Origin of the sequence: Paenibacillus sp. P32E (genome assembly GCF_001909085.1) — a bacterium.
In the GTDB taxonomy this organism is placed as follows: Bacteria; Bacillota; Bacilli; order Paenibacillales; family Paenibacillaceae; genus Paenibacillus_AQ; species Paenibacillus_AQ helianthi.
Window position 1 is genome coordinate 25,146 of record NZ_LVYY01000013.1, and the last position, 22,457, is coordinate 47,602.

Annotated in this window: 19 protein-coding genes; 9 read left to right on the forward strand and 10 right to left on the reverse strand. The window is 48.3% G+C overall.

Features of this window, described 5'->3' with window-relative positions:
• Window positions 1-13: 13 nt before the first annotated feature.
• The 3 genes from A3848_RS13325 to A3848_RS13335 form a co-directional block, all read right to left on the reverse strand.
• Window positions 14-940 (reverse strand): carbohydrate ABC transporter permease, encoded by a 927-nt coding sequence (locus A3848_RS13325; RefSeq protein ID WP_074085431.1) that lies wholly within the window; start codon window positions 938-940, stop codon window positions 14-16.
• Between the two features lie 16 nt (window positions 941-956).
• Complete coding sequence (locus A3848_RS13330; protein WP_074085432.1) at window positions 957-1,880, reverse strand: ABC transporter permease; 924 nt, start codon at window positions 1,878-1,880, stop codon at window positions 957-959.
• Window positions 1,881-2,262: 382 nt separating this feature from the next.
• Window positions 2,263-3,867, reverse strand: a complete 1,605-nt coding sequence (locus tag A3848_RS13335; RefSeq protein WP_074085433.1) for an extracellular solute-binding protein — start codon at window positions 3,865-3,867, stop codon at window positions 2,263-2,265.
• Between the two features lie 315 nt (window positions 3,868-4,182).
• Here A3848_RS13335 and A3848_RS13340 point away from each other — a divergent pair, with 315 nt between their 5' ends.
• From A3848_RS13340 to A3848_RS13370, 7 genes are all read left to right on the forward strand, one after another.
• Entirely contained in the window at window positions 4,183-5,904 is a 1,722-nt protein-coding gene (locus A3848_RS13340) for a sensor histidine kinase (RefSeq protein WP_074085731.1), read from the forward strand.
• 13 nt (window positions 5,905-5,917) lie between these two features.
• Window positions 5,918-7,528, forward strand: a complete 1,611-nt coding sequence (locus A3848_RS13345; RefSeq protein WP_074085434.1) for a response regulator transcription factor — start codon at window positions 5,918-5,920, stop codon at window positions 7,526-7,528.
• 171 nt (window positions 7,529-7,699) lie between these two features.
• Entirely contained in the window at window positions 7,700-8,143 is a 444-nt protein-coding gene (locus A3848_RS13350) for a hypothetical protein (protein ID WP_074085435.1), read from the forward strand.
• A gap of 1 nt (window position 8,144) precedes the next feature.
• Entirely contained in the window at window positions 8,145-8,369 is a 225-nt protein-coding gene (locus A3848_RS13355) for a helix-turn-helix transcriptional regulator (RefSeq protein ID WP_074085436.1), read from the forward strand.
• Between the two features lie 19 nt (window positions 8,370-8,388).
• Window positions 8,389-9,072 (forward strand): DUF4386 domain-containing protein, encoded by a 684-nt coding sequence (locus A3848_RS13360; RefSeq protein WP_074085437.1) that lies wholly within the window; start codon window positions 8,389-8,391, stop codon window positions 9,070-9,072.
• Window positions 9,073-9,261: 189 nt separating this feature from the next.
• Window positions 9,262-9,744, forward strand: a complete 483-nt coding sequence (locus tag A3848_RS13365) for a DUF2975 domain-containing protein (protein ID WP_074085438.1) — start codon at window positions 9,262-9,264, stop codon at window positions 9,742-9,744.
• A 10-nt stretch (window positions 9,745-9,754) separates the two neighbouring features.
• The gene (locus A3848_RS13370) at window positions 9,755-9,970 is read left to right on the forward strand and encodes a helix-turn-helix domain-containing protein (protein WP_074085439.1); all 216 of its coding nucleotides are present in this window, start codon (window positions 9,755-9,757) and stop codon (window positions 9,968-9,970) included.
• A 129-nt stretch (window positions 9,971-10,099) separates the two neighbouring features.
• On the opposite strand, the gene A3848_RS13375 is transcribed toward A3848_RS13370, so the two are convergent.
• From A3848_RS13375 to A3848_RS13390, 4 genes are all read right to left on the reverse strand, one after another.
• The gene (locus A3848_RS13375) at window positions 10,100-11,443 is read right to left on the reverse strand and encodes a glycoside hydrolase family 30 protein (RefSeq protein ID WP_074085440.1); all 1,344 of its coding nucleotides are present in this window, start codon (window positions 11,441-11,443) and stop codon (window positions 10,100-10,102) included.
• 168 nt (window positions 11,444-11,611) lie between these two features.
• Window positions 11,612-12,631 (reverse strand): LacI family DNA-binding transcriptional regulator, encoded by a 1,020-nt coding sequence (locus tag A3848_RS13380; RefSeq protein WP_083606662.1) that lies wholly within the window; start codon window positions 12,629-12,631, stop codon window positions 11,612-11,614.
• Between the two features lie 299 nt (window positions 12,632-12,930).
• Window positions 12,931-13,497, reverse strand: coding sequence for a PadR family transcriptional regulator (locus A3848_RS13385; RefSeq protein WP_074085442.1), 567 nt, complete (start codon window positions 13,495-13,497; stop codon window positions 12,931-12,933).
• Window positions 13,498-13,506: 9 nt separating this feature from the next.
• Window positions 13,507-14,241, reverse strand: coding sequence for a 4Fe-4S binding protein (locus A3848_RS13390; protein WP_218619002.1), 735 nt, complete (start codon window positions 14,239-14,241; stop codon window positions 13,507-13,509).
• A gap of 261 nt (window positions 14,242-14,502) precedes the next feature.
• On the opposite strand from A3848_RS13390, the gene A3848_RS13395 reads away from it, so the two are divergent.
• Together A3848_RS13395 and A3848_RS13400 are read left to right on the forward strand one after the other, a co-directional pair.
• A complete protein-coding gene (locus A3848_RS13395; RefSeq protein ID WP_074085444.1) occupies window positions 14,503-15,654 on the forward strand; it encodes a YhgE/Pip domain-containing protein in 1,152 nt (383 codons plus the stop codon).
• Between the two features lie 67 nt (window positions 15,655-15,721).
• Window positions 15,722-16,249: a PadR family transcriptional regulator gene (locus A3848_RS13400; RefSeq protein ID WP_074085445.1), complete on the forward strand. Its 528-nt coding sequence runs from the start codon at window positions 15,722-15,724 to the stop codon at window positions 16,247-16,249.
• A 99-nt stretch (window positions 16,250-16,348) separates the two neighbouring features.
• On the opposite strand, the gene A3848_RS31730 is transcribed toward A3848_RS13400, so the two are convergent.
• The 3 genes from A3848_RS31730 to A3848_RS13420 form a co-directional block, all read right to left on the reverse strand.
• A complete protein-coding gene (locus A3848_RS31730) occupies window positions 16,349-16,777 on the reverse strand; it encodes a hypothetical protein (RefSeq protein WP_143191990.1) in 429 nt (142 codons plus the stop codon).
• A 228-nt stretch (window positions 16,778-17,005) separates the two neighbouring features.
• The gene (locus A3848_RS13415; RefSeq protein WP_074085448.1) at window positions 17,006-18,619 is read right to left on the reverse strand and encodes a sensor domain-containing diguanylate cyclase; all 1,614 of its coding nucleotides are present in this window, start codon (window positions 18,617-18,619) and stop codon (window positions 17,006-17,008) included.
• Window positions 18,620-18,785: 166 nt separating this feature from the next.
• Entirely contained in the window at window positions 18,786-22,241 is a 3,456-nt protein-coding gene (locus A3848_RS13420; RefSeq protein WP_074085449.1) for a DUF5695 domain-containing protein, read from the reverse strand.
• Window positions 22,242-22,457: the final 216 nt, after the last annotated feature.

Here is a 22,457-nt window from a genome sequence, read left to right on the forward strand (position 1 = left end):
GTCAGGGTGAAGGCTACTCCTTCACGGCACCGATCATCACACCTTGATTGAAGTATTTCTGCACAAAAGGATATACGCACATGATCGGAACCGTAGCCACAATTATGACGGAGTAGCGCATCATATTCGCCAGGCGCAGCGCAATTTGCGCAGCTTCCCCCGTACCTATACCAGACTGCATCTGATTGGTAATCAGAATGTTGCGGAGGATCAGCTGCAGCGGATACATGTTAGGATTTTTGAGGTAGATCAAGGCGTTGAAATACGAATTCCAGTAGCCGACGGCAATCCATAAGCCCAGCACCGCAATAATTGCCTTGGACAGCGGCAGTACAACCTTGGCGAAGTAGCGAAGGTTGCCGCAGCCGTCAATCTGGGCCGCCTCCCACAAATCTCCAGGAATACTCGACTGAAAAAAAGTCCGGGCCACGATAATGTTGTACACGCCTACAGAGAAGGGCAGCACCATCACCAGAAACGTGTCGTACATATGAAAATCGCGGATCGTCAGGAATGTAGGGATCAATCCGCCGTTGAAGAACATGGTGAAGATAAAGAACAGCGAGATATATTTGCGCCCTACAAGATCTTTCCGGGATAATGCATAGGCTGCAGAGATGTTCACAGCCAGACCGATTATGGTGCCCACGACCGTGTACAGAATGGTGTTCCGGTACCCGATCCAGATGTTCTCATGGCGCAGCAGTTCTTTGTAGCCGTCCAGTGTGAACCCTTTGGGAAACAGCCAGACCTGCCCCCCCGCCACCGCAGATGGATCACTGAATGAAGCGATAATAATAAAGAACAGCGGGTAGATCAGAATCAGCAGAAACACTGCTGCAATGATATACATAATGGCTTCCATCACTGTATCCGAGGAGCGGTTATTTTTGATCTTCCCTATCTTCTCTTGAGCCGCAGGCTGTTGTAGTACTCCCATGTTGCTGCTCCCCTTTCTACCACAAGCTGTTTTCGCTGAGTTTTTTGGATATCTGGTTGACCATGATGAGCAGAATGAAGTTAATCACTGTATTGAACAGGTTGATGGCCGAGGAAAAGCTGTACTGGCTGCTTAGCAGCCCGATTTTGTAAACATAGGTAGATAAAATTTCGCTGGAGGTGGCATTCAAGTCATTCTGCATCAGATACACTTTTTCGAATCCGACGCCCAGCAGACCACCGACCCGCAGGATCAGCAGCGTAATTGCTGTAGGCATCAGCATCGGAATGTCGATATAACGGACCTTGTGCCAGCGGCTTGCCCCGTCCACGGTTGCAGCTTCATACAGACTCGGATCAACCGCCGACAGCGCGGCTATGAAGATAATACTGTCCCAGCCGACATGCTGCCACACATCGGACCAGACATACACGCTGCTGAACCAGCCGGCTGAGCCCATAAGATCCGGGGCTTCTTTGCCGAACAGACTATACAGATTGCCTACAAGTCCGGTGCTTGGGGAGAGCAGAATCATCATCAGGCCCACCATAACCACCGTGGAAATAAAATGAGGCATATAGGATACAGTCTGGAAAAAACGTCTGAACCGGTTCGGACGCATCTGATTCACCATCAGCGCCAGCAGGATTGGAATGGGAAAGGTTATAAGGCTGTAAACGCTGATAATCAGTGTATTTTTGATCGTTGCCGAAAATTGATACGAGTGAAAAAATTTCTCGAAATACTTGAAGCCCGCCCAAGGGCTGTCGGTAATTCCAAGCGCCGGACTATAATCCTTGAAGGCAATAAGCACCCCATACATCGGCTTATACGCGAATAATAACGTAAGGACCGCTGCCGGAAACAGCAGTGCATACAGCCCCCAGTTCCGCTTGATCTGTCCCAAGGTCCGACCTGGATGGCTATGACCGGATTTCATGAAACCCCTCCTAAAAAGTATTGTGTAAACTAAGCCTCTCTGTTCCCTCAGTATATCGCTACATTTTCATGCCTTACGGACCTATTGAAGGTCTTAACCGGACTTTCCGCCCCTACTTCCCCTAGCATTTGAAGGGGGCCGGCGGCAGCAGCGGCAAGACACAGCTCATCCGGACTTTCACTGATGTTATCCGGACATTCAGGATAAGTTACACCGTCCGTATCCGGTTCACTGCGCAGAAATGCCGTCCTGCACAAAGCTGGGCGCGGGACGGCATTTATCACACGATGAAGAATCTATCAATCAGTCACTTCGTCCGACAAGCACGAATCGGGACTCCTATCCTCCCTCGCGGGTCGCTGTATTTCTCAGGCTTAGGAGTTTATTTCACGTTCATATAGCGGCCATAAGCATCGGTACGGATCTTGAGAAGCTTTTCCAGCCCCATATCGTTCAGCTTCTTAACATAAGCAGCCCAGCCCTCTTCAATACCGCCTTTGGTGATGAACTGGGCACGCATAGTAGTCACATAGCTATCGATGTCCGTGGTCAACGTAGGCAGCTCCTGGAATTCCTCCGAGGTATACATAACGTTAGGAAAAGGCGTAGTAACATACTTGCTGCCCAGCTTATCCAGCTGCAGCTTCAGTCCGTCACCACTGTTAGGACTCAGCACGATGTTTTTCTCAAAAGACGGGCTTACATATTTAGGGCCGAAATCGCGCAGTGACTGGTCCCAATACCAGGCATCGGCACTGGTTCCTGTTGGCGGGTCCATCAATGTGTAGGTGCTGTCATCATTCTTCTTGATTACAGTACCGATCGCTCCCCAGAAATTCTGTATACTGGCTTCATTGGTATAGAACTGGTCGGCCCAACGGGCAGCCACTTCCGGGTTTTTGCAGGATGTAGTAATCAGCAGCTCATTGCGGTTAAGATTCATCCCGATCGGATTGCCGATGGTATAGCGGTTGCCGTCCGGTCCGGCCACTGGCGGAATGGTCTCATACTGATCGCTCCATTTGCCGAATACAGCATCAGGTGTCCATTGGTACGAGAGGCCGACGATTGGAGCGTCCGGATTCTGGAATTTGGCTGATATCATTGTGGCGTCCTGGGTGAACAGCTCTTTATCCAGCAAGCCCTCAGTGTATAATTTATTTTCCCATTTGAGGCCTTCTTTGTACTCATCGGAAGTAGGGTAGTAGATCGCTTTATTGTCCTTGACCAACATATTATTACTATTAAGGTCCGTGATGCCGAATGGACTGATGAGGTCATTGCTGACTTCGATATACGGAATTTCATCCGCCTTGCCGTTTCCGTTCGGGTCCTTTTCCTTGAAAGCCTTCATGGCATTGTACAGATCATCCAGTGTTTCCGGCGTCTTCAGACCCAGCTTGTCGAGCCAAGTCTTGTTGATGACCGGCTGGCGCGAGCTTTTGGGGCGCGACGGCAACCGGGTAGGCAACGAGTAGATTTTTCCGTCGGGAAAGGTGCTGATTTTTTTCATTTCCGGTGTTTCTTTCATCGCCGCCTTCAGATTGGGCATATATTGATCGATATACTCATCCAGCGGCCGGAAATAGCTTAAATTGTTAACGATATCGGAGTCAGAAAAGGTCTGGTCTCCCAGAACCACATCCGGAAGTGTACCACTTGCCAGCAGAATGGACTTCTGTTCCGCCCAGTCATTGGAGGACATCACCTGCCAGTCAATTTTGACATTCGAATTCTTCTCCAGATCCTTCAGCCACTGGTTCCGGGTGAATGTATCCCCCATGCTTCCCCAGCGTACAGTCAGCACCTTCAGGGTTACCGGCTCCTTGACGATCGGCAGTCCTTCCTTGTTGAAGTTACTTGCTTCGCTTGGAGTACTCGCATTCTCCTTGTTGCCGCTGCAGCCGGCCATTCCCATTACCATTGCGGCCGACATAAGCAGCAGCGGCCATTTTTGGATTAATCTGCTTTTACTGTGTGTACTCATTCTGTGATCCCCCATTTCATGTGTGTATCCGCCTTACACGCTTAATGATAGCTCCCGGGGTCCTTGCATTCCGGACCCTTTGGCGGCGGTATTCGGACCTCTGCATCCGCTTACATTATTTTGAAGACTACATGGCTTATTTTTGTGCACAGGGATGACAGTATTCAGACTTTTGCTGGCAGTATCCAGACTTTGCGGCGGACTGACAGGAATTTCGCATGTAAATTCCTCCGAGAGGTTTTATAATGGCTTTGTTAGCCTATAGAACCGCCTTCATCCAGATGAAAGCGCAGGAAAGGACTCAGCGTGCAAGCCATGACCAAGAATACAGCAGGAAACAGACCGTATCCCATCCGACACTATGTACGAATCATGATGCTGGTCTCATTAGTGGTGCTGGTGCTGGACCTTGTCATCAGCCTCGCCTCCATTTCCATAGTAAAGCAGCAGTCCACACGTTATTTGAAAGATACCGCCAAGCTGTACATTGACCGTATTAATCACGATTTTGCTTATATTAACCATTATATGGGCTGGACGCTTGCGAACGATGAGAGCCTGAATATGATGAACGCTTATGATCCGGACAGCAGCGAGTTCATCAAATCAAACGATAACCTATACAAACGTTTTTCGGAGCTGCAAAAAAATTACGGGCAGCAATTCAACTTCTTCTTTTATTTGAAAAATCAGTCTTTCTTCCTCAACTGCGCACCTATCAGTATTACGTATACGGATTATCTGGAGCTAAAAAAGCAGATCAATTCCTATATCGAGGACAAGGATGTGTATGCCCATTTTTATTCCAGATGGTCACCCATCCTGGTCAACGGAAACTACTATATTATCAATATCGTTCCCTACTACAACCGCTATCTGATCGGACTGATCTCCGCAGACAACCTGATCCACCCTTTACGCCAGCTTAATCTGGGGGCGAACGGGTATGCTTCACTGGTGGATGAGAAAGGCACACGCATCTCAAGTCCCTTATCTGCCAGCGGGAAGCTGGTGCAGCAGGAGGCTAAGGGGCCAGATCTGTTTCAGTCACGTACAACGATCAGCAGCGAATTTTCCAATACAACATTCAGTGCCCATATGATCATTCAATTCGGAGCGTTTGAGAAAATCATGATTGCCCAGCTGCTGATCCTCTTGCTGTTCTTCATGGTGACCTCCACCATCTGCGCTGTGATGCTCTTCTTCAATAAAAGGGTGCTTGGCCCGATCCAGAACTTTTCGGAGAATCTGGCTCACTTGAGTGAAGAAGGCCAGCCTGTAGACTTCAAAAGCAGCAAAATCATCGAGCTGGAGCAGGCGAACGCACAGTTCAAGGACCTGATGAAACAGATCAAAACCTTTAAAATCGCTATTTATGAGCAGGAGCTGGAGAAACAGCGCATTCAGCTGGATTATATGAAGCAGCAGATTAAACCCCATTTTTTCCTGAATTGCCTGACCAGCATTTACAGCATGGCCCAGATCCAAATGTACGAGGAAATCGAAAATATGGCGATGTCGACGTCCAAATACTTCCGCTATACCTTTCAGAGCGGTGAGAATTTTGTCCGGCTGGAGGATGAATTCGAGCATGTCCGCACATATCTTGAAATCCAGAGAAGCCGCTACCGGGATGCCTTCAGATATCATATCGGGCAGGACGAAGCAGCCAAAGATACGCTGATCCCGCCGCTCGTACTGCAGACCTTCATAGAGAACTCCATCAAATACGCGATTTCCCGGGACCCCGAGGTGCAGATCAGACTGACGGTCCACCGCCGCGAAGCGGCGGAGGAGCAGGTGACGGTGATTCAAATTTCGGACAGCGGACCCGGCTTTGCCCCCGAGGTTCTCGAGAAGCTGGTGCGGGGCCAGTCGCTGGATCAGAGCAAAGGGACGCATATCGGCATTATGAATACGCTGAAACGGCTCGAATACCTGTACTTCAAAAAAGCGGTGGTCCACTTCTCCAATATAGAGGGAGGTGGTGCATCTGTCATCTTAACTCTTCCGGATCTTCCGAGTACTTCAACATGAATGGAGAATTTCTATGAACGTACTGCTTGTAGATGACGACTATTATGTAGTGGCGGCTTTACAGAAGAGAATTGACTGGGCAGCACTGAATATCGAAACCGTATATACGGCCAACAATGTTGCCCAAGCCCGTGAAATTGTGGAGAACTATTCCGTGCAAATTCTGATCTCAGATATTGAAATGCCACAGGGAAGCGGACTATCACTGCTGGCCTGGATCCGGGAAAATCAATATCCGATTCAAACCATCCTCCTCACCAATTATGCCGACTTCAATTACGCACAGAAAGCCATTGAGTTACAAAGCTTCGAATATTTTCTCAAGCCTATTGAATTTGACAAGCTGATGCTTATTATCCAGAAAGCGATTGTACGCGCCAACGAACAGCAGCATAACGAAAAGGCCATTCAGGAAGGCTACTATTGGCAAAAGAACCAATCGAAGAATCTGGAGCATTTCTGGCGCAGGATCGTGAGTGTAAGCACCTCATCCCCCATCAAACCGTCCTTCCTCACTCATGCGATCCAAGAGCAGAATCTTTCCTATCAGATGGACGACACGCTGCAGCCGCTGTTATTCAATGTTTTTCCCTATAATGGCACCATGGGTAAAGAAGAGAAGGATCTCTTTGATTTTGCCCTGCTGAACGTTCTGTATGAGCTGTTCCAGCACCCCGGCTTTGGGATCGAGAGTATTCTGGAGATCAAGGACTACCAGTGGATTGCTATCCTGAAATGGAACGATGCGCCGGACACCGGAACGCTTGAGGAAATCTGTGCCTCCTTGATCCAGAAAACAAACCCTTATCTCAAATGCGATGTCTGCTGCAATATTGGCTTACACGGTCAGTTGAATGAGATCGGCACTGTTCTGAAAAACCTGCTCCGGATGGATGAAGAAATCACACGCTCCCGAAATCATACCTTTACGGTGGAAATGTACCAGAAGCAGAGCAAAGCAGTCTATCTCCCTCCGAATCTGGCCCATCTGGAAGAACTGCTGAATCAGAACCAACTGGCCGCTTTTCTGGAGGAAGTAAGCCGTTATCTCCTCGGGCTGCTGGTTAACCGGACCGTCGACACCTCCATCCTTAGCCTGTTCCGGCTGGATATTGTGCAGCTCGTGTATTCTTTTCTCAAAATGAAAGGCATTCAGGTACATAAATTATACAGCGGTAAGGCGAATGACCGCCTGCAGCTGCAGTCTCTGACGTCCATCGAGGACATGCAGGAATACCTGGATTACCTGGTGAATACCGCCATGAAATACCGGGATCTCACCGCACAGCCCCAATCGGTTGCCGAAGAGATCAAGCAGTATATTCATACGCATTACGGGGATGAGCTGACGCGAAACGATCTGGCGGAGATTGTCTATCTGAACCCGGATTATCTCGCCCGGCTGTTCAAGAAAGAAACCGGCATTGCCCTGGGCAGCTATGTGATTCAGGTCCGGATTGCCGCCGCCAAGCAGCTACTGGCAACCACCCGGCTGTCTGTGTACACCATTGCGAGCAAGGTGGGCTACACCAACTACTCCTATTTCTCCAAGCTGTTCAAGCAAGAGGTCGGCCTGTCTCCTAACGAGTATAAAAAGGAGCAGCACAGCCAGCCTGTAGGATGAGAATGTAGGGTTAATATTTTATCTGAGAGAGGCCTGGCCTCTTTTTTTTTGTCTGATTTTTCATTGAGAAATTGTAAAATGTATAATAAACTTGACACCATGAATGGTTTATAATACATTATGTACATCAAACTTAACTTGTTATCAAAATATAGTGTAGGCGGTGTAGCGATGACGTATCAAGAAAAGAAGAGCATTGTATCTCTGATCACGGCAATACTTATTTTCGGATCTTATTGTGCTTACATGTTTCCAAAGGCACCGGAGGGGGCTGACTCAACGGAAAGCTTTCATTATTGGGGTTCGTTCGTGATCATTTTGACTTTGGTTTCAATCGCAGCGCATATCCTGATCAGCATTATTTTCAATATTGCCTTTAGGATAACGACCGGAGAAAAGGAACCGGCATTTGCAGATGAACTGGATAAACTCATTAACTTGAAGGCCACACGGAATTCTTTCTTTGTCTTTGTCCTTGGCTTTCTTGCTGCAATGGGGGCGCTGGTCAACGATCAGTCATCACAGGTGATGTTCGTGATCCTGATCGCCGGCGGATTCATTTCTGATGTAACCGGCTCTATCACGAAACTTTATCATTATCGGAAAGGAGTCTAGGATGAGTAAGAATCTTGTTGGCAATCACATCCGCAGATTACGGTTCGACCACGATGAAATGACACAGCAGCAATTGGCTGACAAGGTGGGCGTAACGCGACAGACCATCGTAGCTCTGGAAAAGGGCAATTACTCGCCATCCCTGGAACTGGCCTTCCGTATTGCCCTCGCCTTCAACTTATCTCTGGAAGAGGTATTCTTTTACGGAGATGGCACGAAAGAATAATGAATGAGGAGATGACAGAATGAATTCAAACCACACAGCAGCGAAAATAACGGGTGTCTTGTTTATTCTAGCAGCGGTTTCATCGATAGCTGGTCTTCTTTTATACGATCCGATCCTGAACGGCCCCGATTATTTATTAAAAGGTTCTGAACATGCCAACCAGGTGATACTGGGGGCGGTTATGGAGTTGATTCTTGTCGTCTCAGCTGTCGGCACTTCGATTACCATGTTCCCGCTTTTGAGAAAATACAATGAGACATTAGCCCTTGGACATCTATGCTTCCGATTTCTTGAGGCGGTTATCATCACTGTGGGCATCATCAGTGTATTGTCCTTACTGACCTTAAGCCGGGAATTCACAACTTCTGCTGCTGTGGATATATCTTCTTTTGAAGCTTCAGGTACACTATTAAAAGCCATCCACGACTGGACGTTTATGCTGGGGCCAAATGTCATGCTGGGTATTAATACGCTGATATACAGCTATATTTTTTATCAAACCAAGCTGGTGCCCAGGTTCATATCCATCTTAGGCATTACCGGAGCCATACTGGTGTTAAGTGCAGGCATCTTTGAAATGTTCGGAGTCTTTCCTCAACTATCCGTGTGGGGGGCCCTCTTGTCTTTGCCAGTAGCCGCCAATGAAATGATCCTTGCCGTATGGCTAATTGTAAAAGGCTTCAACTTATCCTGGCATAGATAGGCCGTCCTGGGCTGTCACCTAACCCTCCCCACCTGAATATATCTGAAGTAGCTACGCCGGAAGGAGGACAGCTGTCGTTCTCTTTTTCGCAAAACAATCAAAATAAATCAAATAACAATCAAAATATATTGTAAAACGATAAACCATGTGCTAAATTTGATTTAACATTAATTAAATGAGGTGCATTTTATGGAACGAGGAACCACACTCTTTTTAAAGGTAGCTGTTATTGTAATTGGGCTCCCGGTTCTTGCTTTGTGTATTTTTGCGGTGCCTGAGATTGGGAATTTTGCAGCAGAGCTGTATCCCGGTATGACTTCTATTAAATATCTGGTACTCACCGATTTGTATGCGTCGGTAATCCCCTTTTACTTGGCTCTGTATCAAGCCTTCAAACTATTAGGCTACATTGACAAGAACAAAGCTTTCTCTGAATTATCTGTGCGGGTCTTAAAGAATATAAAATACTGTGCAGTCACATTCAGCATTTTGTATGTAGCAGGCCTTCCTCTCTTCTATCTCATGGCGGATATGGACGATGCCCCAGGGATCATAGTTATCGGATTGCTCATGATTTTCGCTTCCATGGTGATTGCCGTTTTTGCTGCAGTTCTCCAAAAGCTATTAAAAGAGGCCATTGATCTAAAAATAGAAAATGACTTAACAGTCTGAGGTGAAATCCATGGCGATTATAATTAATATTGATGTGATGCTGGCAAAACGGAAAATGAGTGTAACCGAACTTTCGGAGAGGGTGGGAATCACAATGGCTAACCTTTCCATATTGAAGAATGGAAAGGCAAAAGCGGTTCGATTATCCACTTTAGAGGCGATCTGCAAGGCTTTGGAATGTCAGCCTGGAGATATTCTGGAATACAAAAGTGATGAAGACATTTAAGAGTAAATAAACGGTCAAATGTATTCGAATCGTGTGCGATAGTTCAATGTTCAATACAACAGCGGCAGCCAAGGACATTATGTTCTCGTCCCTGGCTGCCGCTGTTTCTATATTGCCGTCAGTCCATACTTATTCCACTTTCAGTGACAAAGCGCTTTTGGGCGTCATGGTGAAGGTTAGCCGCTCACCGCCCGGCAATTTTACAGCTACGATCTCTTCTTCTTCGCCTTCATTGAATAGCACCGCCCCAATCGATCCGTCCAGGTTGCGGAAAGCAACAGAACGGATGCACTCATGGCTTGACGCGGAATCCATCCGCAGGGCCTTGGGCCGGATCACTGTGCTGAAATGCGCCAGTGCATAGTAGTCCAGCGTATAGGTTAGTTCACGGGTCTGCTGGTCGATCCGAACGATACCGCGGCAGGTGCTTGTGCCGAAGCCCGGCACTGTCGGCCCGTTATGTTCATCTAGTGCCATATTCCACAAGACGAACGACTTGCTGTGATTTCTAAGAATCTCAATCCCTGTGCGGATCACATTCGAGAAGGCCTGTTCAAAAGGCGGAATCCATTCGCCGCCTGAGCCCTCAGTGAAGTGCACCTCTTTACCTTCTAAAGCACGCTTCACCTGTGTCTGCGCCGAGGGTTCACCACCATACCAGTGCCAGGCTACCCCATCCACCTCTTCCCCGGCAGCTTCCAGCACGGACACCGGGTAATCCGGGCGGTCCCAGTTGTGGTCATAGCAGAGAATTTTACTATCGATGTTATGCCTCAGAAATGCAGGCTTCAAGTAATCCCGTACAAAAGATGCCTGCGCCTCCGGCAGCATAAGCATGCTCGGATAATGCTGCGGTTCAAACAGCGGTTCATTCTGCGGAGTGACAGCATATACAGGCAGCCCGTGTTCTTTGTAAGCCTGAATGTACCTTACAAAATAGTCAGCGTACACACTGTAATATTCCGGCTTCAGCTCTCCGGTGATCATCGACCCGCTGGTCTTCATCCAGCCTGGAGCGCTCCAGGGCGAAGCCATCAGCTTGACCTCCGGATTCAGTGACAGCGCCTGTTGCAGAAGCGGGATGATATCCTCTTCATCATGGGCGATGGAGAACCGGTTCTGCTTCATATCGGTTTCCCCTTCAGACAGATCATTATAGCTGTAGACCGTTCTGGCATAATCCGAGGCGCCCATTGGATTCCGCAGGACCGATAAACCAATCCCCGCCACCGGATCAAACAGCTTCACCATCAGCTCGGTTCTCTGCTCCGGGTTAAGCACCTGGTTGATCAGATATGCCGCCGAATCGGTAAAAGAAGCCCCGAAACCGTCCATCTCCTGATAGGTTTGACTCTCGTCAAGGGTAACAGTGACGGTCGCTTGCTCCGCAGCTGCTGCTTCCAGCGGCTCTGGCGGCTGTTCTATGAATAACCCGTCTTCGCCTGTGGACTTGTAAATGACTAGTTTCTGCAATGTGGTTTCCCTCCATAGATGTTTTATATAAACCGAAATTAAGGTCTTCCATTCTTTGATTTTCTTCGTAACTAGGTTCAACTCAATGAAAACGTTTTTATTTTTGGCTAGAAACAGCTTCGCCGTCCAGAAAAAAGAGGCGTTATCCGTTTCAATGAGCCTTGCACCTTACATCTGGTCATTCCGGTCAAACTTCACATGACTTGAGCCTCTGACGATAATTTCGCCTTTCAGCTTCTGGGCGTTGCCTTGTTCTTTCTTCTGTATCATGCGGACCAGGTGGTCGATCGTCAATATTCCCTGCCTGGCGATTTGATTCCGCACCGTAGTTAACGGAGGGGAATAGTACTGGGCGATATCAATATCGTCAAAGCCCATTACACTAATGTCGAGCGGAACCTCGTATCCATGGCTTTTGAGCGCCTGGATACAGCCGATTGCACTGAGGTCATTGCCCGCCAGAAAAGCATCTGGCAGCTTCTCGGGAAACGCCCGAATAAAAGATTTCACCGCATTAAAGGTGCTCTCTTCCTCGAAATAGCCTTGCAAAATATAATCCTCACTCACCGGCAGACTGTACTGGCGCAATGCCGCCAGGTACCCTTCTCTGCGCTGCACACTGTCAAACATCGTATCCACGCCGGAAATATAGGCTATTTTTTTGTGGCCCAGCCCGATTAAATACTTGGTTGCTTCATACCCCGCCTCAAAGGAGTCAAAAATGATGCTGCCCATGCTCTCTTTTTGCAGCACCCGGTCCAGAAAAACCGCTTTGATATTCTCCTTATTCATCGCATGAATGTCTTTATCGTTAATTCCCAGTTCTTCATAAATAATGACGCCATCCACACGCCTGCCGAGGATATTACTCATCACGACCTGCTTATCTTTGGTAACAAATACGTTCAGCCCGTAGCCCAGCCGGTCACACTGCCTGGACATGGACTCTACAAGCTTATAGAAATAGGGGCCTGTCACACTGGTTGTAAAAAAGCCCAGCATCATGGTTTTTCCCGACTTCAGCTGCTTGCCGTTCAGGTTAGGAACATAATTCAGCCGCTGCGCTACCTTAAGCACATGCGATTTGGTCGCCGGATTCAGGACATCCACATCATTTAATGCATTTGATACCGTTGAGATTGAGACGCCGGCCTCCCGGGCGACGTCCCTGATTGTTATTTTTCCCATCATCCATTTTCCTTCGCTATAAAAACGTTTTTATAGATAAAATAACATAAAACTATTTTTCAGTACAATAGTTTTTCTTGGTTTATCGGAATTGAATAAACAGAGGCTTAAATCTTATTGCTTGGGGGTTTTGGCCGTAACTTCGGGGAATGTTTGGACTTCCGGCCGCTGTTATGTTTGAATTTCTCTGATTGGAACCGCTGATCGCGGTAGAAATCCAAACATAAAGGCGGTCGCTACCGCTCCTCCAGTTCCAAACTTCCCCTCCACTACTACCCTTTTTATTAAGTTTTTCAACTTCATTGATTCAGTTCCTCGTCGGGTTTACCCGCAAGCAGTTCCTTGGCTTCCTCCGCCCAGTCCAGGTAAGCCTTGTAGACATGCTCTCCGAACAGGACGGTCAGGTAGAAATACAAATGGTCCTTTTCGGTATGGAGAACGCGCTCCAGATTCCCTTTGAACATCTGAATCTGCTGAAGACTCTGTGTATGCCGTTCCTTGAAATCTTCAATCCTCGCAAGATTGCTCTCGTCCGGAACCAGGCTTCCGAAAAAGAGCTTGAGCAGGATCTCATATTTTGTATACTCCTTCTGCTCGGGAAGCATGACCCACTCCTTCAAAAGCTCCCGCCCTTTGTCCGTGATGGAATAGATGTTTTTCTCCGGGCCTTTGGAGCCGGCGCCCTTATGTTTAAGCACCAGCTCTTCGGTTACCAGCTTCGCCAGGGTCGGATATATCTGCCCATAGCCTACTTCCCAGAAGCCGCTGATCATCACATCTATCTTTTTCTTAATATCGTATCCGCTAAGATCCTCATGGTTCAGCAGGCCCAATATGATATAGACCGTAGTATTTTCCTTGGGCATGATCTTTCCTTAGGCTCCCTCCGTGTAGCTCCTTTTTGAAACGGAATCCTTCTGCGCACCGAAGCCTACCCGCAGCGCCTTTTTCGGGCATACGCTTTGACAGCTGCCGCACAGAATACATTCATTGCTGTTCATGTCTCTATTCTGTACCATTTCCTGGACCTTCAGGCTCATCGGGCAAGCTCTGTCGCACTTCTTGCAGCTGATGCAATCCTCGGTTCTGGTCTCCAAATGAAGTGAGGGATAACCCAGTTTGTTCTTAAGGGTATTGCCCAGGACCATGAACGGAGCCATCCAGCAGAGGGAATGACAGAAGGATCGCCGCCCGAAGACCAGAGACACACTTACTATTAATAATACGACGGCAAAGTACGTAATGAAAGCCGGAGGGGCAGAAACCGAGATTCCATAGTCGGTAAAATAAATCGGATTGAGGTCTTTGATCCCGCCTGCACTCATAAACCCGGCCAGAATGGACAGCACCCACGGCACCCAAATCAGAAATTTAATGAGGTTCTGTTTGCGGCTTGCAGGTTTGTTCACCACCTGGCTGCAAGCCTCCTGCAAGCCTCCCGCCGGACACAACCAGCTGCAAAAGGCTCTGCCAAACACCAGCGAGAAACCAAAAAGTGCGCCAAACAGCAGAAAGCTTCCGGTGGCAATACCGGCAAAGCTGCCTTGGACAATCAGATAAGGAGAGAAATAATTCAAGGTAACCGGGAACAGCAGCATTGAAATCAGCAAGAGGGTCTTTCGAGTCTTTTGTTGCCGCATGCTTCATCACATTCCATTCTTCTTAGAATATAGGATTCAGGCCAGAAGGTTGTATATCATGATGATATAGTTTATGGTATCAAGTTGAGATAGATGCTGTCAATGAGCTTTTTGTCATTTCCGATTGTCTGGAAACCTGCTGAAGGTATTATTAATAATGTTGACAAGATTCATGAAAAGATATACTTTAATTAAAGTACTCTAAATAAAGTATTTGGATGGTGTTGAGCGATGAAGTTATTTTTCAAAAATAAAGCGGTCATGAGTGGTGTGTTCATGATGATTTTTTACCAGATCATAATGATCGGAGTCTTTACTTCCGGTTATAGTGCGATTCCGAAGAATATCGGCGATCTCTCGGTGGCAATCGTGAATGAAGATCAGCAGTACGGGGTGGAATTTGCGAAGCAGCTTGAGCAGGATCTGCCGTTTCATGTTCAGACGAATACCAATCTAAAGACGGCTCAGCAAAAGCTAGAGGACCGGGACATTTATCTGATTATGCACATCCCTCAGGATTTTACGCAGAAGCTTTCTGCTCCAGACCAGCAAGTTCAACTGAATTATTATATTAACCAGTCCAATCCGGCTACCACCAACAGCACGGTGCAAAATGTAGTAACGCAAATCACAGACAAAATCAGCGCCCAGTTGCAGACCAACAGCATTGAAGGCGTGCTGCAAAACGTGAAGATGCCCGAGGCACAGGCCAAGGAAGTTGCCGCAGACATTGTGAATAAAGTGCATGCCAATGTGGTGGCCTCCAATCCCCAGCCAGCCGGGATGCATAACCAGATGGCTCCGATGTTTCTGACGATGTCCTCTTATGTCGGGGCTATGATCTACTCCATGATGGCCATCGGTGCATTAAACCAGTTAAAGGGCAAGCTTGGAAAATGGAAAGCCTTCCTTTCGCTGCAAGGTACCAATGCAATGATAGCTCTGATCGTCCCATTGATCGGGCTTAGCATTTATTTCGCCATACACGGATATGGGGCTAGCACGTTTGTTCATATGTGGCTGCTGCACGCTCTGGAATTATTCGCAGCCATTCAGTTCACCAGTATTTTCTGCCTGCTATTTGGACAAGCTGGCATGATGCTGAATCTACCGCTCTTGCTGATTCAGACCATCGCCAATGGGTCGGTGGTGCCACAGGTGATGATGCCAGGGTTTTTCAAAGCCATCAGCCATATTTCCGTGATGTTCTACACGGTTCAGCTGGACTATAATTTGCTCTTTGGAGGAGGGAACTCTGCATTTCTGCTGCTTGGTCTGGTCCTCGTCGCCGTTTCGGCTCTCACCATTAACGCAGTGATCCACCATTTCAAGCCGTACAGCAAATTAAGTCCTAATGCTGCACCGCAGCCACTCTTCATGTAAAATAGAAAGAGCCGACCTGCCAATTCCGGCAGCCGGCTCTTTTCATATATCTTCTAGGAGGAGTCTTATGTCGCTTCAAATATTCATCCTTGGCATCCTGAGCGAAGGAGAGCATCATCCTTACGACCTGAAGAAGCAAGTTCTAAAGCCTATCGATAATTCATTTCCGATCAATGACGGAACTCTTTACTATAATTTTGAAATACTAAATAAAAAAGGGCTTATTCGTAAAATCAAGGTCGTGCAAAGCGACAACCGTCCCGAAAAAACAACCTATGGAATCACAGAAAAGGGCCGTGAAGCGCTGGTGGAAGAGATTTATTCCATTTTTCAAAACTTCACGAATGTCACTTCCTTGTACTCCTCTCTCTTATTCCTGGATAAGGTGGACCGCAAGAAGCTCGCTTATCTGATTGAGGAAGCCATTGAGCGGTTGAATAAAAGAAAGCTATTGATTGAAAACAGCGATCCCGAGTTGTCAACCGTTCCCGATTCCCAAAAAATCCCCGTCCGGCTGATTTCAGATCATGCCTATCATTCTGTTCAAAATGATATCAACTGGCTGCATAAGCTGCTTCTTGAAGTGCGTAGTTAAGCAAGGGAACCCGGCAGTGAAGATATTTTTTAGATACCCGGCGAAGTTCCTGGTACTCCCTTAATCTCTTCCTCCGGCTCCATATTTTTTAGCTTCCGGCTAAACAGAATAAACGGGACAAGCCCCATAACACTCGTAATCACTTCGGTTACGGTCATAGAGCAGATCACGCCATGCAGTCCGAAAAACTTTTGCAAAAGAATGATCACGGGGATATACAACACGCCCTGGGTAATCGACATGACTGCGGTCGGAACTCCTTGGCCGGTAGCCTGAAAAATGCTGGTGAACAATCCGGTGAAGCCATTGAACAGCGTCGAAACGAATGACCGGATCTCTGAATATATGGAGTCTGTTAATATTGTTGCTGGAATAGTTATGGGCGAAGAGCGGAATCAGGCCAAGGAACAAGCCCATCGACAGAAACTCAGGAACCTGCACAATTCTCAGTGCAACCCCGAATCCGGCCACCACACTTTCTCCATACTGGATAGAGTAATTGTTCAGCAGCAGCGTAGTTACAATCATAAAAGCAGCCAGCAGCTCTGAGATCCCGATTTTATATATTTCCAGCTTATCCTTCAGAGAGATTCTGTAATACTTTAAGAAGCCCTTAAAATTATCGCTTTTCTTGTCCAGATAGTAGACTTAATAGATTGCGGATCCCAAATTAGCCAGACACACAGCCAGCGCCCAGGTTTGGGGTTAGCCAAGCCTGGGCAGGTGATAATTGTGACGTTGTTACTAATCAAGCCATTATGCTGATGGGGCTGCCGGTTTGTCTTCAGCGATCATCGTCCGGTTTCTGCCGTTGCTCTTCGCCTGGTATAGCGCCTGATCCGCCGTCTTCAGCAATCCCTCCTGCTCTGAAGCATGCAGCGGGTAATGGGCGATGCCTTGAGACACCGTAACCTGCGACGGAATGGGACCCTTGCTCTGTTCCAGTGCCCTGCGGACTCTTTCTGCAACCTTGAAGGCTTCTTGCGGGCGGGTACGGGCCAGCAGAATCACAAACTCCTCACCGCCGTAGCGATGGCACACATCATCCGGCCGAAGCGAGGAGACAATCACACCGGCTACATGCTTCAGCACTTCGTCACCGGTAACATGGCCATAGGTGTCGTTCACGAACTTGAAACGGTCCACATCCAGCACAATCAGTGAAAATGGAGTCCCTGAATCGATCCACTGACTGAGCGTGTACTCCAGGGATCTCCGGTTCTTAAGCCCGGTCAGCGCGTCTGTCGCAGCTTCCTGCGTCAGTTGATCCGTATGTTCCTGAATGTCTGTCACAGCCAGAAAGACAGCCTTGGTCAGCAAATCGGCCTCCCGGCTCCAGTGCGGCTTGGCTTCCGGAATGACAATCTTCTCCTTGCCCATCTTGCTTACCAGGTCCGCCAGATAGGCAAAAGGCCGGGCCAGCCTGCGCGCCACCAGGATCACACCAATCAGCAGTACAATAAACGGAACCAGTGAATAGCCAATAATGGTCTCAATGTGCCCGATCAGCTGCCGATGAATCAGACTCATCGGCGAGACGACCACTATTCCCCAGCCGTTCGCCGGAACACTGGAGTATCCGGCGAGCAGATCGGTACCCTGAAGGTTACGAACCTCCTGTTCCCCGCTCTCTCCCTTCATCAGCTTCTGCACAACCTTGTTGCTGCTAATATCCATCCCGGAGAGCTGCTTGTCCGGATGATACAGCAAATGCCCATCGGAATCGACAATATAATAGTAGGAGCCCAAATCGTCCACGCTGTTATTTCCGAATATCCTGGAAAGCACATTATTCTCCTGCAGATAAATCGTGCCGCCCAGTATACCTAGATATGTACCGTTCCTGCTAAAGATAGGTTGACTTAAGAACACAATCAGTCTTTTGGTGGTCGCAGTCATATATGGAGCGGATATGTAGGGCTGTCTGAGTGCCAAAGCTTCTTTAGTAGATTGAGAACTAATATGCTTGCCTGCGGTTCCTATGGTGGCCGGTTCTACGTTGCGGACAACCCCGTCTGCACCTATTACTACGATGGAATTAAAATAATTGCTGCTGTTGCGCATCAATTTCAATTGATGTTCCACTTGCTCAGGCGTCCTAACGTCCATATCGGAAAGCATCTGTGCATTATAGGCCAGACTGCCGCCAATGGATTGAAATAAGGAATCCATCGTCCTGGACATGCGGTCCGCATTAGTGAAATTCAGATGGAGCGTCGTCTCCATCAAAGATTGTCTTTTGGAGTCATAAGAGCCAACCAGCATAATGGTTGAGGTTAGCAGAACCACCAGCGTCACAAGGCCTGTAAGCAGCGATGTCAGACTGAGCTTCTTCCTTTGACGTGGCCCGGCCTTTCTCAGTGTAAGCAAACGATAAACCCTCCTTGATTTCTGAAAACTACATAAATCCATCATACAACAAATAATATCGTTATTCGACAATGAATCCATGCAAAATGGCGTGCAAATGGTTACCCCATTTAACACGCCATTATTGCATCAGGTTCTGCTGAAAATCCCCGTCCTAAACTACCTGCTATTGAACTGCCTGCTGTTGCCCACCGGGTTCAAGTGGCAGTTCGGGCTGAGGGTTCTCTTGCTGGAGCAAATCAGATTCCTCAGCGGCAGCCCCCTGAATCATCGTTCCATTGAACAATGAGGTGATTTCAGCTGCAGTTAGTGCCCGGCTATAGATCAGAAAATCATCAATGGCACCGTTCAAATTGGGATCGCCATATTGGGATTTGCCGATATAGTTCTGAGTCGTAACGCCAAGACTTGAAGGCTTCAGCGACATGGCGGTATTCACAGCAACCTGCACGCCATCAACATAGAGGCGGCCCGTCATACCGGACAACGTCACAGCGACATGCTTCCATTGCCCGGCGGCCAGCGGGGCAGAAGCCGTAAGCTGCTGTTCTGAACTGTTGCCGCCGTTTGTAATCGCAAATCGCATGCCGCCTCCTCCACCTGTCTGGGGAGCCAGGAACATATTTGTAGTCGTGTCAGTGCCAAAATCAAAGATTCTCGCCCAGTCATTATTCGCGGTAATGCGTACCCAGGCTGAGATCGTAAAATCGTTCAGCTGGCTGAGCACTCCGGCTGGCAGAGAAGCATAAGCACTGGTTCCGCTTAAGCCCAGCGCATTCCCTGCTCCTGTACGGCCGGTAACCCAGGATGCTGTTCCCGTCAGAACGGCATGATTGGCACCATATGAGGAATCGGTCACTGTTGTGCCTGAGGATTGGTTCATTTTATAATTGACGACTATACTCGGTACCGGTGTAACCGTCCCCTGCTCAATCTTCACTTCGTAGGATGCTGCTGTACCGATATTGAGACTGGCGGTTGCCGTTTGGCCGTTCACTGCCGTGAAACTTCCGGAAGCTACGTTATTGACGGTTACATTATAGGTTCCGGCGGCAAGTCCGCTAAAGTCCACTTTCGTGATGTGGGCAGTTCCGGGTGTTACATTGCTGAGTGTGAAGCTGACGCCGTTCTTCGCTTTGGCGACTGTTGCCAGGCTGTATCTGTCACGTCCCAGGGTCATGCCCCATTTTTCCGTGATCAGATTAAGGCGCTGAAATACGCCGTCCTTCGGAACAATAATATAATTACCGCCGCTCTCCGTTACATCACAGCCGTAACCGTAGAGGCCAAAGATCGGGTCGACCGCCACATCGGAGCTAAGAATCTTGATCGCGCCAAACAATCCGAGGTCGGCTTCGCCGGACATGCCGCGCCAGCCGTTGAACAATGGGCCGCCATCCAGACCGAGTGCGCCATTGTTGCCTTTCATGGCTTGATACGTCCAGGACACCGCCCCAATATCCGCCGGATCGGAGCTGATCTGGCCCGAGTTGATGGCGTTTACATTTGCAAGCTTGGCAGCATAGCTGAGCCGTTGCTCTACCTCAGGCGCAGTGGAATTGCTCCGCACCCAATCGTCCATGGCGGTTCCAGCCAGCGATGCTGTGTATTGGAACTGCCACCAGGGTTCCCCGTTGATAGTCACCGGATCGGTATAGAAGTACCAGACAGGCATTTTCCCGCGGACTGCACGGGTTTTGGTATTGATTTTGCCTTTAATCGTATTGTTATTCTTCATCTTGGCCAGCATATAAACGGCTTCTTCACCTGTGTTGTCATAGTTGTATTCCGAACCATACGGGTAAGCCGTACTTGCGAAATTGTTGTATTTGGTGTTCATTTTTGCGATGATATCGTTCGCCTGGGAGGTGTATCCCTCATCTTGCAGCGCTTTGATAATCTCCGGAGTAGTTACTTCTCCCATCAGACCCGTGTTCCAATTATAGGCGACCGACCCGTCATAAAGAGCCTTCATAATGTTATAGGCCCGCAGCAGATACGTGCTGCTCGGCTCTTTGTAGCTGATCAGGCCAGGGTACAGCTTAGAAATCTTATACATGCTGAAATACGTGTTGTAAATATGAGGGTAAGCATAACCCCGGTACGTTGGAGTATCATTCGGAGGGGCCATAAGGAAGTCCGGCACCAGATAATCGGTGTGATGTCCAGCCATCAGGTTGTTCCAGATCGTGGTATCCAAATACTGATCGAGTGCTGTGATTTCTGAGGTGACGGGTTTCTGGACATTTTTCTCGGCAAGGAATTGAGCGTGTGTGTATCCCCAGTCATCTCCCCAGCCCCAGTACCCTGCAAAGTTGTTGCGTTTGGTGTTCGACTGCATCATCCAGTCGTCGAACGCTTTGTCCCGGATATCTCCGGGCACATTCCACTGCTGGTTGTTCACCATAAAGGTCGCATGACGCTGAAGTGCGGCATCCACAGCTTCAATGGCGTAGAACTGCAGGGTTATCTTTTCACCGCTGCCATAATTCACTGTAATATTGTTGGGTCCCAGGTGATTCATCTGGAGTGAATACAGCTTGTGGTCACCCGATGCAGTGCCAAGTGAAGTCACGGTGGTTTCAGACGGATATTGTGCGGTCACGGAGGTAATGGTCTTGGAGGTGCGGAGATCGAATTTGGCGGTCTGATTGACCGGCACGATCATCCCGGGGACCACGGTGGTATCAATCATCCCTTCGGAATACAGCCGGTCTTTGACGGCCTGCTCACTGGCGGCTTTGAAAAATTTGAAGGCATAGGTCTTGCTTGCTCCTGGTGCCAGGGTCAGGCTGCTGTTCGGCAGATATCCGCTGCCGGTGCTTTTGATCACATTGGAATGGATGTAATAGACCGAGAGGCCTTCGACCCAGCCGCCTTGATCGCCAGCCCATTTACTGCCGGGATGCTGCTGAATGCGCCAGTTATCCATATACTCAAAGCCTGCGCCGGTTGTGCTGTCCGGGACAAGCAGGAGAGACGGACCGATACCGCTGGGCCGCTGGGCGGTGACATAAGAGCTGTTATTTCCGATGAAGGACTGGGTGACTACCCGTGTTTCATAAATCTGCTCATTACTGCCTCCGGTCCAGAATTCATTAAAGGGAAGCGGCAGGCCAAAGTCTCCGATCTCCAGAGTCTGTGTGCTGGTATTGGTCACTTGAATCTGCCAGAGCAAGTAATCGCTTACAAGACTATAACTTTCATTCACGCGGAAATTGCGGATTCCTTCGGCATTCGTTGAGTTTTGATAGGTAATGTTGACAGTGTTGCCGGATTGGCTTTGTGTACGGGCATCGGCCGACTTATTGGTCCAGGCTTTGGTCCAGGCACCGTTATTCAGCCGGTAGGTGAACATCAGCTCGCCCAGCCATTGATGGTCTGCCGTATTCTGGTTGGGAGCATTTGTAGCGTTCATAACGTAGTTGGTAGGAAAATTATCTCCGGTCAGCTTCAGACTGGAGATATCGCCATTGGAACCGGTACTGACCTGGAAGTTGCTGTTCGACAAATCATAGGCAAAGGCAGGCTGGGCAAACCACAGAAATCCTGCGGCGGCGGCAGTGAAGACTGCACTCAAAACTGTCCTTCTTACAGAACGGACCTGAATCTTCTCCAGCATAAATTTAACCTCCTGGTTAAAGCGGAATGTACAGTATTTTTCTACTCCTCCACTACGCTTGATCCCTCTCTAAACCTATCTCCCCCCTTTCAGAATCTCTTTGCCCTCCATCGTATTGCTTTAAAATTGTTGTAATTCATCTACCATATTACAGTCTGTGCTGTAAAAGAAAATCGAGATTTCCAACCTTATTTTTAATCATTTCAACCTATAATG